The 16,106-nt window shown below is 62.7% G+C and carries 12 protein-coding genes; 8 read left to right on the top strand and 4 right to left on the bottom strand.

The features are described from left to right. Positions 1–61: 61 nt before the first annotated feature. Entirely contained in the window at positions 62–1,561 is a 1,500-nt protein-coding gene (glpK, locus tag OHL20_RS19050; RefSeq protein WP_263384740.1) for a glycerol kinase GlpK, read from the bottom strand. Between the two features lie 133 nt (positions 1,562–1,694). Between glpK and OHL20_RS19045 the strand changes: the two genes are divergently transcribed. The 4 genes from OHL20_RS19045 to OHL20_RS19030 all read left to right on the top strand — a co-directional run bounded on the left by OHL20_RS19045 (position 1,695) and on the right by OHL20_RS19030 (position 5,075). Then, positions 1,695–2,297, top strand: a complete 603-nt coding sequence (locus tag OHL20_RS19045; protein ID WP_263384739.1) for a toll/interleukin-1 receptor domain-containing protein — start codon at positions 1,695–1,697, stop codon at positions 2,295–2,297. A gap of 30 nt (positions 2,298–2,327) precedes the next feature. Then, on the top strand, positions 2,328–3,926 hold the full coding sequence (locus tag OHL20_RS19040) for an aldehyde dehydrogenase (NADP(+)) (protein WP_263384738.1): 1,599 nt from the start codon (positions 2,328–2,330) through the stop codon (positions 3,924–3,926). 152 nt (positions 3,927–4,078) lie between these two features. Next, entirely contained in the window at positions 4,079–4,369 is a 291-nt protein-coding gene (secG, locus tag OHL20_RS19035) for a preprotein translocase subunit SecG (RefSeq protein ID WP_263384737.1), read from the top strand. A 73-nt stretch (positions 4,370–4,442) separates the two neighbouring features. Then, the gene (locus OHL20_RS19030; RefSeq protein ID WP_263384736.1) at positions 4,443–5,075 is read left to right on the top strand and encodes an MBL fold metallo-hydrolase; all 633 of its coding nucleotides are present in this window, start codon (positions 4,443–4,445) and stop codon (positions 5,073–5,075) included. A 50-nt stretch (positions 5,076–5,125) separates the two neighbouring features. Here OHL20_RS19030 and OHL20_RS19025 read toward each other — a convergent pair whose 3' ends face one another. Further along, a complete protein-coding gene (locus OHL20_RS19025; RefSeq protein ID WP_263384735.1) occupies positions 5,126–6,277 on the bottom strand; it encodes a pyridoxal phosphate-dependent aminotransferase in 1,152 nt (383 codons plus the stop codon). 36 nt (positions 6,278–6,313) lie between these two features. Between OHL20_RS19025 and OHL20_RS19020 the strand changes: the two genes are divergently transcribed. Both OHL20_RS19020 and OHL20_RS19015 read left to right on the top strand, forming a co-directional pair. Next, positions 6,314–7,024, top strand: a complete 711-nt coding sequence (locus OHL20_RS19020; RefSeq protein WP_263384734.1) for an HAD family hydrolase — start codon at positions 6,314–6,316, stop codon at positions 7,022–7,024. 124 nt (positions 7,025–7,148) lie between these two features. After that, positions 7,149–13,052 (top strand): choice-of-anchor D domain-containing protein, encoded by a 5,904-nt coding sequence (locus OHL20_RS19015; RefSeq protein ID WP_263384733.1) that lies wholly within the window; start codon positions 7,149–7,151, stop codon positions 13,050–13,052. 146 nt (positions 13,053–13,198) lie between these two features. Here OHL20_RS19015 and ribB read toward each other — a convergent pair whose 3' ends face one another. Then, complete coding sequence (gene ribB, locus OHL20_RS19010; RefSeq protein WP_263384732.1) at positions 13,199–14,344, bottom strand: 3,4-dihydroxy-2-butanone-4-phosphate synthase; 1,146 nt, start codon at positions 14,342–14,344, stop codon at positions 13,199–13,201. Positions 14,345–14,729: 385 nt separating this feature from the next. Here ribB and OHL20_RS19005 point away from each other — a divergent pair, with 385 nt between their 5' ends. Beyond that, a complete protein-coding gene (locus OHL20_RS19005; protein WP_263384731.1) occupies positions 14,730–15,227 on the top strand; it encodes a hypothetical protein in 498 nt (165 codons plus the stop codon). 65 nt (positions 15,228–15,292) lie between these two features. Here the strand turns inward: OHL20_RS19005 and OHL20_RS19000 are convergent, their stop codons facing one another. Further along, positions 15,293–15,520, bottom strand: coding sequence for a hypothetical protein (locus OHL20_RS19000; protein ID WP_089407742.1), 228 nt, complete (start codon positions 15,518–15,520; stop codon positions 15,293–15,295). A 186-nt stretch (positions 15,521–15,706) separates the two neighbouring features. On the opposite strand from OHL20_RS19000, the gene OHL20_RS18995 reads away from it, so the two are divergent. Beyond that, entirely contained in the window at positions 15,707–16,096 is a 390-nt protein-coding gene (locus OHL20_RS18995) for a VOC family protein (protein ID WP_263384730.1), read from the top strand. Positions 16,097–16,106: the final 10 nt, after the last annotated feature.

The raw sequence follows: 16,106 nt of genomic DNA, 5'->3' as shown, positions 1-16,106 counted from the left end.
TCAACAGGTACTGTCATCCTGAGCGCAGTCGAAGGACCTGCGATTGCTTTTGCTGACGCCTCTAATCCACCCAATCGAACGACCGTGTCACCGCCTTCTTCCATTGCCGGTAGTGCTCATCCCGTTGAGCATCCTCCATCTGCGGCCGCCACGTCCGATCGATCGACCAGTTCGCAATCAGATCATCCGTATCCTTATAGAACTCCACCGCCAACCCCGCAGCATACGCCGCCCCAAGCGCCGTCGTCTCTTTGATCAGGGGCCGTACCACCGTCCGGTCCAGAATATCCGCCTGAAACTGCATCAACAGATCGTTCGCCACCATCCCACCATCCGTCCGCAACTGCTCAAGCGAGATACCCGAATCAGCCTCCATCGCCTCCACCACCTCACGCGTCTGGTAGGCCGTCGCCTCAAGCGCCGCCCGCGCAATATGGCCCTTGTTCGCATACCGCGTCAGCCCCGTAATCACCCCACGCGCGCTGTCCTTCCAATACGGCGCATAGAGACCGCTAAACGCCGGAACGAAATAAACCCCGCCGTTATCCTTCACTGTATTCGACAGCAACTCAATCTCTTCACTCTTGTTGATCAAGCCAAGGTTGTCCCGAATCCACTGCACCAGCGCACCCGTAATCGCGATGCTTCCCTCAAGCGCGAACACCGCAGGCTGCTTGCCGAATTTGTAACCGACGGTGGTCAGCAATCCGTGTTGCGATTGCACCGGCGTCTCCCCCGTATTCAGCAGCAGAAAGCACCCGGTTCCATAGGTGTTCTTTGCCTCGCCAGCTTTGAAGCATGTCTGTCCCACCAGCGCTGCATGCTGATCCCCGAGGATTCCCGCAATCGGCACCCCCGCAAGATGCGTCCGCGTCATCTCCCCATAGACCTCGCTCGAAGATCGAATCTCCGGCAGCATCGCGCGGGGTATCTCGAACTCCCGCAGCAACTCCTCATCCCAGTCGAGCGTTGCCAGACCCATCAACTGCGTCCGACTCGCATTCGTCACGTCCGTCACGTGGATGCCGCCGTTCGCACCGCCCGTCAGGTTCCACATCAGGTACGCATCCATATTGCCGAACAGCAGCTTGCCTGCCTCTGCATCAGCCCGTGCACCTTTGACGTTGTCGAGCAGCCACCGAATCTTCAGCCCGCTGAAGTACGTAGTCAGGGGCAAACCTGTCTTCGCGCGGAACCGGTCCTTGCCACCATCCGCTGCAAGTCGCGTCACATAATCGGCTACCCGCGTGTCCTGCCACACCAGCGCGTTATAGATCGGCAGCCCCGTCTCCTTGTTCCAGACGACGGTCGTCTCCCGCTGATTCGTAATTCCAATCGCCGCAAAGTCCTTCGGCCGCAAGCCTCGCGCATCCGACGCCTCATCGATCACTTCCAGCGTCCGCCGCCAGATCTCAAGCGCATCGTGCTCCACCCAACCCGGATGCGGATAGATCTGCTCATGCTCCTTCTGCGCCATCGACACCACGCGCCCCAACCGGTCGAACACCATGAATCGCGTACTCGTCGTTCCCTGATCCAAAGCCCCGATATACGCCGTCATGTCTTTTTCCTCACCTGTAAGGTCAACCCATACTAATCAAACTGAGGGAACATCCGTCGCCCGATACGATCAAGGGCGACTGACGCACCTGCAATCAAGCTCGGATAGAATCCAGTTTCAGGGAGAGACCGACATGTCAGCCAGGATCATTATGAGCTTCGCCATGGCCAATCATGGTTACGAATTTGCCACATGGCTTCGCCACCAACTCATGAATCGCTACCAGCTGGGCTACCCCGATTCCGTCTATGTCGACTTCCACGTAGCTCGTCTTGTTCCCGTTCCCGCTCCCATTCACAACAAGCCAAAGGTCACCCTCGATATCGCACCCGACATGCGCCCCCACATGCGCTCCGAGACAAAGGCCTTCCCCATCGGAGCACGGCGAAGCGATTGGGAGGCGCTTTACAAAAATGCCATGCAGACCGCCTCCGTCATGCTCATCGCCTACACCCCCGAGTACAAAGCCAGCGACTGGTGCATGAAAGAGGTCCGCATGGTCCACCTCGAAAATGGTAAGCGTCGCCAGGCCGGAAGGCCGCCCCTCCGCACCATCGTGATGGAGTTCACCTCGGCCGAAGGCCAGATCGTCGGTCTCGGCGAGCCCACAATGACGCGCCTCAGGGTAAGTAAAACGCCCGGCAACGGCATCGGCCTCGCATGGGATCGCAACGATTACATTCTTAGTGGTGGCGACATGATCGCCCTGACAAACCTCATCGGCCAAAATGTGTAAGGTAGTACCAATCGACACAAGGGGTATCAGATGGAAACGCAGGAACTGAAGCTCGCCGGTCTCTCGCTCATCGGCACACACCACCCAGCCTCTACCGGCAAAGAGTTCTACGGCATCAACCCTGCCACGGGCGCGAAGCTCGAACCGGCATTCCATTCCGCGACCACGGCTGATGTCGATCAGGCCGCTGCACTCGCCGCCACAGCCGCGCCCGCCTACGCCGCCCTCACCGGCAAACAGCGCGCCGCCTTCCTCCGCAGCATCGCCGACGGCCTCACCGCACAAGGCGAAGCCATCATCGCCCGAGCCAACCAGGAGTCCGGCTTGCCCCTGCCCCGGTTGACAGGAGAGTTAGGCCGCACCACAGGCCAGCTCAAGCTCTTCGCCGATCTCCTCGACGAAGGCTCATGGGTCGACGCCCGCATCGACCTCGCCCTGCCCGACCGCAAGCCACTTCCTCGCGCCGACCTCCGCTCCATGCTCCGCCCACTCGGCCCGGTTGCCGTCTTCGGTGCCAGCAACTTCCCCCTCGCCTTCTCGGTCGCCGGTGGAGACACGGCCTCTGCCCTCGCCGCGGGCAATCCCGTCATCGTCAAGGCACACCCCGCCCATCCCGGAACCAGCGAACTCGTCGGCCTCATCATCCGTCAGGCCGTCGCGAACGCTGGCCTGCCCGCAGGAGTCTTCTCCCTGCTCTTCGACAGCGGCATCGAGATCGGCGTAGCCCTCGTTCAGCACCCCACCATTAAGGCCGTAGCCTTCACCGGCTCCGCCCCCGCCGGTCAGGCCCTCATGCGCCTCGCCGCTGGTCGCCCCGAACCAATCCCCTGCTACGCCGAGATGGGCAGCACTAATCCCCTCTTCATCCTGCCCAACGCCATGCGCGAACGCAGCGCGCAACTCGCACAAGGCCTGCAGGGATCGTTCACCCTCGGCTCCGGCCAGTTCTGCACCAAGCCCGGCGTCGTCTTCATCCCCGAGGCCGATAGCGCCGCCTTCACCGAAGCCCTCCAGACGGGCGTCTCCACGCTCGGACAGAACGGAATGCTCACCGAGGGCATCGCCACCAAGTACAACAAGGCCGTCCAGCAACGTCTCGCCGAGGGCCAGGCCCAGCTCGTCGCTGGAATCCACACGCCCGCACAACCCGGCATCGCCACGGGCTCCGCGCTCGTCTTCGCCGTAACCCTCACCGACTTCCTCGCCAACCCCGAGCTGGGCGAAGAGGTCTTCGGACCCACCACCCTCCTCGTCCACTATGGAGCCGAGTCCGACCTCCTCAACGCCGCCAAAAAGTTACAGGGCCATCTCACCGCCACCATCCACGGCACCGAAGCTGACATCGCCAACGCCCACGACCTCATCCGCGTCCTCGAAACCAAGGTAGGCCGCATCCTCTTCAACGGCTATCCAACGGGCGTCGAAGTCTGCCACTCCATGGTCCACGGCGGTCCGTTCCCTGCCACCTCCGACGGCCGCTCCACCTCCGTCGGCACCCAGGCCATCTTCCGCTTTACCCGCCCCGTCTGCTACCAGGACTTCCCCAACGCCGCACTCCCCGCTGAGCTCCAACAGTCCAACCCCACCGCCATCATGCGCCTGGTCAACGGCACCCTCACCCGCGAGTAGGGCAGCCGATGCGCTCGCAGGTTCGTCTATAAGCCGTCCCACCCCGGTGGTACACTTATAGACGGACTGAGGTGCTGTGGCCGTACGCCTTGGGGTTCAACTCCTCCACATCAAGCCAACATTTTGCCGCAAGAAGGTTTAGAAACAACCCGATGATCTATCTGCTCGTTGTCATCCATGTGATCGTCTGCCTCTTCCTCATTGGTGTCGTCCTGCTTCAGCAGGGCAAGTCGGCCGACCTAGCCGGAGCCTTCGGCGGACAGGGTTCGCAGACCGCCTTCGGTCCTCGCGGCGCGGCCAACCTGCTTACCAAGCTGACTGCCTATGCGGCCGTTCTCTTCATGCTCATCTCGATCGCGCTCACCATCCTGCTCTCTCGCGCCTCCGGTGACCACTCCGTACTCTCCGGCACGCCCTCGTCCCAGACAACCCCAAAGAAGTAAGCAGCCTCAGCAACTTCGAAAGCGCAGGCCTAAGGGTCTGCGCTTTCTGCATCATGGGCTCTAAACTAGACTCATGATCCACGAGATTCTCCGCGTCGGCCCCCTCCAGTGCAACTGCTCCATCCTCGGCGATGAGACCTCCCGCGAAGCCATGGTCATTGACCCCGGCGACGACATCCCCCGCATCCTCGCCGTCCTCGCCCGTCACAAGCTCACCGTCAAGCAGATCATCATCACCCACGCACACATCGACCACATCGCCGGAGCCCAGCACCTCAAGCGCCTTACCGGCGCGCCCATCCTCTACAACGAGCGCGACATCCCTCTCGTCCGCATGATGGACGAACAAGCCGGTTGGCTCGGCATCGCCACACCTGAAGTAGCTCTACCCGACGGCCACCTCGCCGATGGCCAGACGATTGCCGTCACGGGCATCAGCGGCACCATCATCCACACCCCCGGCCACACCGAGGGTAGCGTCTGCCTCCACATCCCCGGCGAAAACCTCCTCTTGGCCGGAGACACCCTTTTCGCCGGAAGCGTAGGCCGCACCGACCTCCCCGGAGGCGACACCAAGACCCTCATCGACTCCATCCAGAGCCGCCTCATCACCCTTCCCGAAAGTACTAAAGTAGTCCCCGGTCACGGCGGCAACACCTTCATTGGCGTCGAACGCGAGACAAACCCATTTCTTCAAGATTATTAGAATGAACCTCCTATGCCTATAACTGAAACCTACAGATAAAGCGAACCAATCTAGCTACTAACGAAAGTAGCATCGACTAACTGCTCCATTCCTGCTCTGAAGATCACTTCAGGCGTCAGCAGGCTGACCACCTTCCGGTTCTCCCCCGCCAGCCCGTAAAACGCCCCCGGATGCACCACCACACCCACGCCGTTCACAAATCCTTCCGCCGTTCCGCCCAGCCGCAGCACCGCGCTCCACCCAGCCTCCGTCTGGAGCACCTGCATTCCACACCCCTCAACTGCAGCCAGATTTCCCCGAACCCGCCCTAAAATCTGCTCCTGGATCCCGCACCGTCCATCCAGCCAGTGCGGCAGCGCCAACTGCACCGGCGCGTTCATCGACAGGAACGTATCCGCAATCACCTCCAGCCGAGCCAGCGCCTCCCGCCTCGACCCGTCCGGCCCAAGCGTCAGTAGCCACCCCACCTTCATCTGCGGCAGTCCGGCGATCTTGCTCATGCCGCTCAGCACAAACGTCAGCACCGGACTAGCCTCCGCAGCAAAGCTCACCGCCTCAGCCGACTCCACCAGCGGATAATCCAGAAATACCTCATCCACAATCAGCGCCAACCCATGCCGCGCGCAGATCTCCCGAAGCCGCTCGCGCTCCATCCGCGCCGTCCAGTGCCCTGTTGGATTGTTCGGGTGAACCACCAGGATCGCCTTCGTTCGCGGCCCGATTCTCTGCTCCAGCTCCGCAAAGTCGATCCACCACCCGTAGTCATAAAACAGCGGATACGTCCGCAGTCGCACATCCTCAAGGTCTGCCAGAAAGTCGAACAGCGGATACCCCGGCTGCGCCACCAGTACCTCGTCCCCCGCATCGCAAAGCAAGCGAAACAGATACCCGTACCCTTCACTCGTGCTTGTCGTCAGCACCAGCGCATCCGGATCCACATCCGCCCCATGGTCCGCGTAGTACCCCGCCACCGCCTCCCGCGCCGACCGCATCCCCCGCGGATCAGGGTCGTACCGCATCCCCTCACCCGCCCTCAGCGCACCGAGGATCGCTGCCTCATCGTAGCGAAACCCACACACCGTAGGGTTCGACACCGTCAGATCGATCAGCGTCCGACCAGCCTCACGCGCCGCGCGCACCGCCGCCGACAGCAAACTCTCCCCCGTATCCCAACTCGTCCGCGCTGAAAACCGATCCGTCACCCCTCCATGCTATCGCTCCCTTACAATCAACATGCCATGTCCAACACCATCGAAACCTCCTTAGAGATCACCACGCCCATCGACGCCGTCCTCTTTGACTATGGCCTCGTCCTCTCCGGCCCTCCGAACGCCAAGGCCTGGGCCCGCATGCGCACCATCACCGGCCTCGATGAGGAGTCACTCCACCGCGAATACTGGGCCCATCGCCACGAGTACGACCGCGGCACCCACATCGCCTACGCCTATTGGGAGTTGGTCGCCGCCGGTAACGGCCTCACGTTTACGCCCGAGCAAATCGCCGACCTCGTCGCCACAGACACCGACCTCTGGACCGACCTCAACTACCCCATGGTTGAGTGGGCCCGCGCCCTCCAGCAGGCCGGCATCCGCACCGGCATCCTCTCGAACCTCGGCGATGCCATGGCCGCTGGTCTCCTCAAGAAGTTCGACTGGCTCAGCGGCTTCTACCACTGCACCTGGTCCCACGCCCTCCAGATCGCCAAGCCCGAGCGCGCCATCTATCAGCACGCCACAGAAGGCCTCGCCACCGCCCCTGACCGCATCCTCTTCGTCGATGACCGCGCCGACAACATCGCCGCCGCCCAGGAGTTCGGCATGAAGACCATTCAATATCGTGATCACGCCCAGTTTGCCGATGAGATGTATGCGCGGGGCTTCGGACCCCTGCTGCACCCGAGGCCGCATGATCCCGCTCACGACGCGCTCGACAAAACTAAAGCGTTGTAATTCCCAATTTGGGACATATAGTACTGCTCGTCACCCTTTTTCAAATCAAGACAACATAGCGTCAGCAATCTCATGGATATTGAAGGTCAGGCCGCAACCTGTGCAGTCACCGCGGCCACAAACCATGATAAAAGTATCCCGGCCCCTCGCAGCGCTCGCCGCCGTTCTCCTGCTCTCCTTTGCTCCGACCATCCGCGCGCAAACTACAGGCCCCCAGCAGATCACCTTCGCCGGTCTCCGCGCCGTCCAGCAGCAGGGCCAGTTCAACGCCGTAGCCGCCGATAGCGCAGGCAACCTCTACCTCCTGCTCGACCAGAAGGACGGCGTTCGCCTCCTCAAGACCAACGCCACCGCGACCACCATCCTCGCGCAGGCGCTGCTCGGCGCTCCAGGTGACACAGGCCTCGCCATGGCCCTCGACCCCTCCGGCAATGTCTACATCACCGGAACCACCACCTCCGGCGCCCTCACCGCTACCGCTGGAGCGGCCTTCCGCAACCCGGCCGACACCTCCGTCAACTCCTTCGTAGCCAAGTACGACTCCAGCCTCAACCTCGAATTCGCCACCTACTGTGGCTCAGGCCGAACCGCTGCCGCAGCCATCGCCGCCACCGCCGATGCCGTCTTCATCACCGGCCTCACCTACGGCAGCACCCTGCCCGTCACGCCCTCCGGCATCATCCAGGCCCCCGCCTTTGGCAGCACACAGAACGGCTTCGTCGAGAAGTTCTCCGCGAACGGCAGCCGTCTCCTCTACGCCACCTATCTCAGCGGAGCCACCGGCGACACCACCCCAGCAGCCATCGCCGCCGATAGCACCGACAACGCCTACATCGCAGGCTTCACCACCGCGCCGGGCTTTCCCACCATCGCCGCCCTCATCCCAAGAGCCCTCGCGCCGACCTCCGGCTTCCTCATCAAACTCACCCCGGCAGGCGATGGCATCACCTTCTCTACCTTCATTCCCGGTGCAGGCATCAGCTCCGTCGCCATCGACGCCGCAACCAGCAACCTCCTGCTCTCTGGAACTGTAGCCCTCGGCCAGTTCCCCATCCTTAACGCCCCCACACCGCTCGCCAACCTGCCCTATCAAGTCCTCCTCCGCATGCCGCTCGACGGCAGCGCCGTCATCTCGTCGACCGTCATCGCACCCGGCACGCAATCCTCGCTCGCCACCGCTTCTGGAAAGGTCTGGATAGACGGCAATCTCTCCGTCCCACTGCTCCCGCTCACCCCACTCAGCGGCATCGGCACAGGATTCGCCGTGCGCGTCTCCGGCACCCAGGCCGCCACCCTCGTCGACCAAACAGCACGCTTCGGAGGACTAGCCGCAGCGAATCCCGGCTTCGCCAGCCTGCCCCTCACCCTCACCTCACTCGCAGTCGACACCACCGGAGCAGCCATCTTTGCCGGTGGCGCCGCTCCGACAGCAAGCGGCGAGCTCCTCGCCACGGAGACCTTCGACCTCCCCATCAACAACGCCCCCACGAATGCACTCCTGTCCAGCATCCACGATGCCGTCCTCACCCCCGGCTCCTGCGACGGCAGTCTCTGCGCAGGATCAGCCGCCTACCTCGCCCGCATCACGCCAACCGCCGGGGCCGCACTCGCCCTCTCGACCGATGCCGCCCCTCGCATCGTCCTCCGCAATCTAGGCTCAACCGAAGCCGAAACCCTTCAGGTCACCGCCCAGAACTTCACCGTGGCCAGCACCTGCGGAACAACCCTCCCGGCTGGCGGAGAATGCAACCTCCTCCTCACCGGCGCAGGTCCAGGAAGCATCACCGCCCAGGCCAGCAACGCCGTTCCCCAGACCGCCGCCATAAGCGCAATCACCGCCGCAACCAGCACCATCGTCTTCTCGCCAAAGGAGCTCGACTTCGGCATCCAGACCGCCGCCGACCAGCCCCTCACCCGCACTATCACCGTCACCAATCTAGGTCCAACCACCCAGATCTTTACCTCCTCGCTCAGCAGCCGCCCCGGCTTTACCCCCTACACCTTCGCCGAGTCCTCCAGCACCTGCACCGTGGCTGGCCTCACCTCCTCGAAGCAGCTTGCACCCGGCGCAACCTGCCAGATCACCCTCAGCTTCACCGCCGCCAGCGACCCCACCAAAGACGGCATCGCCCAGGCCTTCTGGATCGTCGGCACCGGCAACGTCCTCCTTACCGGCTACGCCCAGGCCGCACCGCTCAGCCTCTCCTCGGCGACGATCGACTTCGGCACCCAGTTCAGCGGCGGCCTCACCTCCCCGCGCCACCTCTACATCTCAAACAACTCCTCCACCACCCTCTCCCACACCACCATCAGCCTCGCGGGAAGCTCCCCCTTCAGCGTCACTGACCACTGCCCCGCCCAACTCGAACCGCGTACCATCTGCCTGCTCCAGTTCGGCTATCAGGCCACCGCGACAACTTCCTCAGACTCCCAGACCCTCACCGTCGACGGTCTGCCCCTCCTCGTCACCGGCGAGACCATCCCGCAGCCCGGCGTCAACGGAAGCACCCCCAACCCGACCCTGAGCGTCTCCCCAGGCGCGATCGCCTTCGCCAACGCCGTCGTTGTCACCGGCGTTTCCACTTCCACCCAGACCGTCACCATCCAGAACACCGGCACCGCAGCCTTCTCGCTCGCGCTCGCCCTCACCGGCGACTTCACCGACCAGACAAGCTGCACAGCCACCCTTGCCGCCGGAGCATCCTGCAGCGCCGTCCTCACCCTCGCCCCCTCACAGCCCGGGGTCCGCAACGGCCTCCTCTCCGTAACTGCGGGCAGCAACACCACATCGACGGACGTCTCGCTCAGCGGCACCGGCACCCCGATCCTCACCGCAAACAACGGCACACTCGACCTCGGCAACGTTCCTCTCGGCCAACCCACCGTGCAGTGGTTCAAAGTGACGCAGCCTTTCACAACCTTCACCGCAGCCACGTTCAGTTCAACCTTTCAGGTCGTACTCGTCGAAGACATCGGCTACGGACACGGTCAGCTTCCTCCCTCGAGCTTCCTCCCCGCCACCACAGGAAGCTGCATCAACTGCTGGCTGGGCATCCAGTTCACCCCCACAGCCAACGGTCCGCAGACCGGTTCCCTCACCCTCGCCTCCTCGACCTCCGGCAATCCTTACCTCCTCAATCTCACCGGGAACGGCGTCGCCCTCTCGGGCCTGATCCTCACCCCACTCAGCCAGGACTTCGGGACCATCGCCGTCCATAGTTCGAGCGCTCCCACCCTCTTCACCCTCACCAACGCCACTCCCGGCAGCGTTCCCATAAGCGTCTCGGCACCCGCCGCCACCGGGGACTTCATCCTCAGCACCGCGCCCACCGGCGGCGCGCCCTGCAACGGCAACCTCGGCGTCAACGCCTCCTGCTTCGTCCAGGTCCTCTTCGCCCCCACCACCACCGGCCAGCGAACAGGCACCCTCACCCTCCCCACCGGCGTCGGCACCGTCACTGCCTCGCTCACCGGCTTTGCCTCGGCCGACCCCGGCGTTGCCTTCAACCCCGCCACCCTCGTCTTCAACAACGTTCCCGGCAGCACGGCCACCCAGCAGACCATCACCGTCTCGAACACCAGCAGCACCCCACTCCAGGTAGGCATCCCAACCCCACTCATTCCCGCCTTTACCGCCATAAGCTTCTGCGGCACCCTCGCGCCCGCCGCGACCTGCACCATCGTCGTCACCTACACCCCGGCGACCGCCACCCTCACCGACACCCTCCGTGTCCCCATCACCACAACCTCCGGCGGCAGCCCACTCACCACCACCTACGCCGTGCCGCTCTCTGCCACCTACACCACCGAGAACTCCGGCCTCCAGATCCTTCCCAACACCGCAAACTTCGGCCCATCTACCGTCAACGGCCTCGGCGGAACCCGCCAGTTCACCATCAACAATCTCACTGCAAAGTCCCTCGCCCTCGCCATAGCCTTGCCCCGAGAATTCGTCCTCTCTGGCCCTCCCTGCGCCGGCCTCGCCCCCAACGCTAGCTGCGACTTCTCCGTGTCCTTCCTTCCACTCACCAACGGCCCCATCACCGGAACCCTCTTCGCCCAGGCCACCCCTACTGACGGCTCAGCCACCATCAACGGCCTCGGCATCGTTCAGGGCTACGGCACCGGCACCAACTCCCTCACCATCACGGGCAATCTCTCCCCCGGCCGCCTCATCAACTTCGGCCAGGTCCCCTCAGGCCAGTCTGCCCTGCAGGTCCTTACCCTCACCAACACCTCCAGCCCCGCCGCGTCGACCACCGCCAGTACCATCACCATCCGCCGCGTCACCAGCCAGTGGCCCTTCCTCTCCACCACCACCTGCGGCACCAACCTCACCATCGGCCAGAGCTGCACCGTCACCCTCGCCTACACGCCGCTCAATCAGGTCGCCAGCGGCACTGCATCACCCACCGCCACCACCGACAGCGGTCTCCTCACCATCGAAAGTGACGCCGTCTCCGGCCCCGACCTCATCGACCTCACCGGCACCGCCGCCCCATCCGCCGTCACCGCGCCCGCAAACGCCGCCCCCCTCGTAGCCTTCACCGCCTCGCAGAACTCCCTCACCTTCGCCACCACGCCGATCGGCTTCACCTCCGCCCCGCAATTCGTCACCCTCGCCAACACTGGGAACACCGTCCTTCACATCGCCGGTCTCACCACCACCCCGGGCTTCACCGCCACCGGCCCCTGCGCCACCCTCGTCCCCGGCGCAAGCTGTCTCCTCACCATCACCTTTGCCCCGCAGATCTCCGCCCAACCCGCAGGCACGCGCATCGGCGCCGTCGAGATCACCTCCGACTCCAGTACCTCGCTTGAATACCTCAGCCTTCTCGGCACCGCCAGCCCCTCCACCCTCGTCTTCCAGCCCGGCGCACTCAACTTCGGCACCTCCCTCGTCGGCGTTTCCGCTACGCTGCCCATCCTCATCACCAATGCTGGCACCACGGCCGCCACCTTCAACGGCATCACCACCACAGGCGACTACGCAGCCACCAACACCTGCCCCGCCACCGGCTCAGCCCTCGCCCCCAACGCAAGCTGCACCATCGCCGTCACCTTCACCCCAACCACCACCGGCATCCGCCCCGGCACCCTAAGCCTCCCAAGCAACGTCTCCGCCACGCCCCTCATCGCCACCCTTACCGGCGTAGGCGTCCAGTCGCGCCTCCAGATCAACCCCGGAACTCTCGCCTTCGCCAGCACCCTCGTTAACACCACCGCCAGCCTCTCGCTCACCCTCGCCAACACCGGTACAGCCTCCATCACCGGCATCCACTTCGCCACTACGGGCGACTACGCCGTCACCGCCCCTTGCTCCTTCACCACCCTCTCCGCAGGCGCAAGCTGCTCTGTTACCCTCGCCTTCACACCCACCGCCACAGGCACCCGCGCCGGAACCCTCACCATCAGCAGCTCCGATCCCACCTCGCCAAACGCCATAGCCCTCACCGGCATAGGCATCACCACCATCACCCCCAGCACCGCCTCATTCAGCCTTACCGTCAACGGTACCTCCTCCGCCAGCATCACGGTCGACCAGACGCGACCCGCGACCTACACCCTCGCCGTCACCCCGCTCAACGGCTACACCGGCACCGTCGTCCTCACCTGCAACGCCGTCACCGCCGCCCCCGGAGCCGTCTGCTCCATGCTGCCCTCGAGCGTCACCCTCAGCGGCACCGCGCAGTCCGCCTTCGTGACCATCAACACCGTCACCTCATCCAGACTTCGGACCTCGCCACTCCACGAGGCCCGCGAGGCCACCACCTTCTGCATCCTCATTCCCGCCGCGCTCTTCTTCTGGGGAATGCGCAAGCGCCTCCGCCTGGCTGGCCACCCAGCCTCATTCTTCCTCGCACTCCTCTTCAGCACCATGATGCTTGTCGCCACAGGCTGCGGCAGCGGCGGAGACCCCAACCTCCACATCTCCCCCTCGGGCACCTATCAATACAGCGTCACCGCAAGCTCCACCGCAGGCACGCCCCTCACCCGGAACGTAACCCTCAACCTGACCATCCCCTAAGCAAAACCGTAAAACCGATCAGTACGGGAGGACACGGACCTAAAACCAAATAGCCTTATCCGCACTTATCCGCGTACCTCCGCGCCATCCGCGGTAAACCCTCAGCGCGATTGCAAGTAAATCCGTCTCATTCGCACTGATCCGCGTTAAGCCTTCACGCCAACAGCCACCGGAAGCTGCTCCACAATCTCGATCCCAAAGCCCTGCAGCGCCGGAACATGCGTAGGCGTATTCGTCAGCAGCTTGATTCGGTGGATCCCTAGGTCCGATAGAATCTGCCCACCCAGACCAACCTGCCGCAGGGTCCGATGGCTGCGGTCATCCGCGCGGTCCTTCCCGCGAGCCTCACGATGCAGCACCACCCGAGCCGGGGTCACGCTCGCATCGATCCCAAATCCCTTCGTGCCATTGTGGAGATACACCAGCGCTCCACGTCCAGCCTCCGCAATCATGCGCAGCGATTCGTCCATCACCGCCCGGCAATCGCAAAGCGTCGTCCCAAATACATCCCCCGCCAGGCAGTGCGTGTGTACCCGAACCGGCACCACATCACCCTCACCCGTCACATCGCCAAACACCAGGGCCACATGCGACTGGTCGCCCTCGACCTCGCTCTCGTACGCAATCATCCGGAAGTCCCCATGCACCGTCGGCATCACCGACTCAGCCACCCGGCTGATATACCGCTCGTGCTGCAGCCGATAGCGGATCAGGTCCGCCACCGTCACCATCAACATCTCGTGCTCTTCACAAAATTTGATCAGGTCCGGAACCCGTGCCATCGTTCCGTCCTCGTTCATGATCTCGCAGATCACGCCCGCCGTGACCAGTCCGGCCATCCGCGCCAGGTCAACGGAAGCCTCCGTCTGCCCTGCCCGAACCAGAACGCCACCCTTGCGTGCCCGCAGCGGAAACACATGGCCAGGCCTCGCCAGATCCCGCGCCGTCGATCGCGAATCGATCGCCACCTTGATCGTGTGCGCCCGGTCCGCCGCCGAGATCCCCGTCGTCACACCCTCGCGCGCCTCGATGCTCTCCGTAAACGCCGTGCCAAAGCGAGACGTATTCTCCTGCGTCATCGGTCCCAGCCGCAGGTAGTCCGCGCGCTCCTCCGTCAGCGTCAGGCAGATCAGCCCTCGCCCAAACTTCGCCATGAAGTTGATCGCCTCAGGCGTTACAAACTCAGCCGCCAGCGTCAGGTCGCCCTCGTTCTCGCGATCCTCGTCATCGACGACCACCACCATCCGCCCCGCCCGAATCTCCGCTACCGCCGCTTCAACATCAGCAAACATGCACGTCACCTCTACCTATCTTAGTCGGTCAGCCCAGGTCATCAGCGCCGAAACCAATCACTTGACTTCATGCGACGGCACCCTCAGGATGAGACGTACCTTCAGGCCCCATCGCAAATGCCCGCAGAGAGTAGATGCTCGGCACGCGAAAGATCCTCATCTCTTTGCAGTCTTGTAGCGCTTTTCCTCCTTTCGCCAGGCACATTAAAAATCTAAGGAGAGATTCGCCCTTTTCTCGGCGGCACACCATTGCATGAACCTACAACAGAAAAATGGCTTCCAAAGAGCCGTTGAAACACAGCGACATTCCATACTGACCACCATGAAGCTAGGCGCTGGACGCCCTCTCGAAGCCAAGGAGGACAACTATGAGCGAATCTTCATAATGTTGAACGCTCTTTCCTTTCCCAACCTGGAAGCTGACGTCATACAGGCAGCCGCCATCATCGCAACAACTCTGAGCCGCCCCATGGAGATCCAGAAGCCTCCGGCGGATAACGGCGCAGCGCGTTCACTCTTGACCCTCGAGGGCGATTCGTCGACAGTGAGGCTACTCATGCTCGGCGTCAGTGTCCGCCTCGATAAGGATCAACTGAAGCATCAGCACCCCGACCAGCCCATTGGTTCCAGGCAGAAGGGTGGCGGCAATCGCTTCATAGCCACCTGTAGCGCTGCCTGGCATGAACAGGTCACCCTGCCACATATGGCCGATTGGGCCAGCAGACTTCCCGCCATCAAGGCAGGTCATAAGGTGTATCACGGTCAGGCGACACCAGTGGACGGAATCCACTACGAGGGGTCCTGCCTCATGGCGAACAACAAAAAATACGTGCTTTTCCATTGTTATCCGGAGGACGGCTCGGACCTGCAATGGGGTTCTTAGAAAAGGAATCGCCAACGCAACGATGCCGCCTCATGGGCGGCATCGTTGCAAACACAACCAGAAATCTACAGCGTTGACTCGATCTCAAAGCCCCAGGCCTCTAAGAGGGCCTCCGGGATGTACTTTGAGTTCTTGTTCCGCCGCGCCCACTCCCGCAGACGAGTCGACCGGATGTACTGGTCCGGGGTCAGCTTGAACTCTTTGACAACCATCTCGAACGATGTAACAGTGGGGACCACCGGGCCGATCGGCTCAGGCTTACCCCAATTCGGATTTCCACGACGCTTTGCCATTCTCTTTTATCCTCGACAGAATCAACTTCGTGAACCGTTCTCACTGAGAGACGTATTTCGGCCACAAATATCATTCTAGCCTACTTGGCAGTCTTTAATCAGAGTGATCCTCACGTCTCGACAAATAGACAGCATCGCTTCAGCGTCGCTACTCAACATCGATTCCTGGCAGGAAGGGTCACGCGTATGACAGAACCAGCGATCCTCGCGATTTCGCCATTCTTCATTGTCAGCAACGTCGATCAAACCATCGCCTTTTACCGTGACAAGCTTGGCTTCGAGCCAACCTTTCAGCAGCCGGACGAAAACCCCTTCTTTGCCATCCTAGGTCGCGAAGGCGCACAACTCTTCGTCAAGTCTGATAGAGACACAACGCCCCTGCCAAACTCTAGACGTAACCCTTCCATGAGGTGGGATGCCTACGTCTACTCGCCTGATCCCGATGCACTCGCCGTGGAATTCTCCGATCAAGGCGCTGTATTCAGCATGCCCCTCGAGGACACCCACGATGGCCTTCGCGGCTTTGAGATCTGCGACCCTGACGGCTACGTCTTATTCTTTGGCCGACCGAGGTAAGCGGAACTGC

Source organism: Granulicella arctica (assembly GCF_025685605.1).
GTDB classification, from domain to species: domain Bacteria; phylum Acidobacteriota; class Terriglobia; order Terriglobales; family Acidobacteriaceae; genus Edaphobacter; species Edaphobacter arcticus.
The sequence above is the reverse complement of the archived record's forward strand: the minus strand, read 5'-3'. Positions and strand labels throughout refer to the sequence as shown.

What these genes read in the sequence shown, in the direction of transcription:
- OHL20_RS19020 (WP_263384734.1), top strand. Translation starts at nt 6,314, where the DNA reads ATGTCCAACACCATCGAAACCTCCTTAGAGATCACCACGCCCATCGAC.
- OHL20_RS19000 (WP_089407742.1), bottom strand. Translation starts at nt 15,520, where the DNA reads ATGGCAAAGCGTCGTGGAAATCCGAATTGGGGTAAGCCTGAGCCGATC.
- ribB (WP_263384732.1), bottom strand. Translation starts at nt 14,344, where the DNA reads ATGTTTGCTGATGTTGAAGCGGCGGTAGCGGAGATTCGGGCGGGGCGG.
- OHL20_RS19005 (WP_263384731.1), top strand. Translation starts at nt 14,730, where the DNA reads ATGTTGAACGCTCTTTCCTTTCCCAACCTGGAAGCTGACGTCATACAG.
- OHL20_RS19030 (WP_263384736.1), top strand. Translation starts at nt 4,443, where the DNA reads ATGATCCACGAGATTCTCCGCGTCGGCCCCCTCCAGTGCAACTGCTCC.
- glpK (WP_263384740.1), bottom strand. Translation starts at nt 1,561, where the DNA reads ATGACGGCGTATATCGGGGCTTTGGATCAGGGAACGACGAGTACGCGA.
- OHL20_RS18995 (WP_263384730.1), top strand. Translation starts at nt 15,707, where the DNA reads ATGACAGAACCAGCGATCCTCGCGATTTCGCCATTCTTCATTGTCAGC.
- OHL20_RS19040 (WP_263384738.1), top strand. Translation starts at nt 2,328, where the DNA reads ATGGAAACGCAGGAACTGAAGCTCGCCGGTCTCTCGCTCATCGGCACA.
- secG (WP_263384737.1), top strand. Translation starts at nt 4,079, where the DNA reads ATGATCTATCTGCTCGTTGTCATCCATGTGATCGTCTGCCTCTTCCTC.
- OHL20_RS19015 (WP_263384733.1), top strand. Translation starts at nt 7,149, where the DNA reads ATGATAAAAGTATCCCGGCCCCTCGCAGCGCTCGCCGCCGTTCTCCTG.
- OHL20_RS19045 (WP_263384739.1), top strand. Translation starts at nt 1,695, where the DNA reads ATGTCAGCCAGGATCATTATGAGCTTCGCCATGGCCAATCATGGTTAC.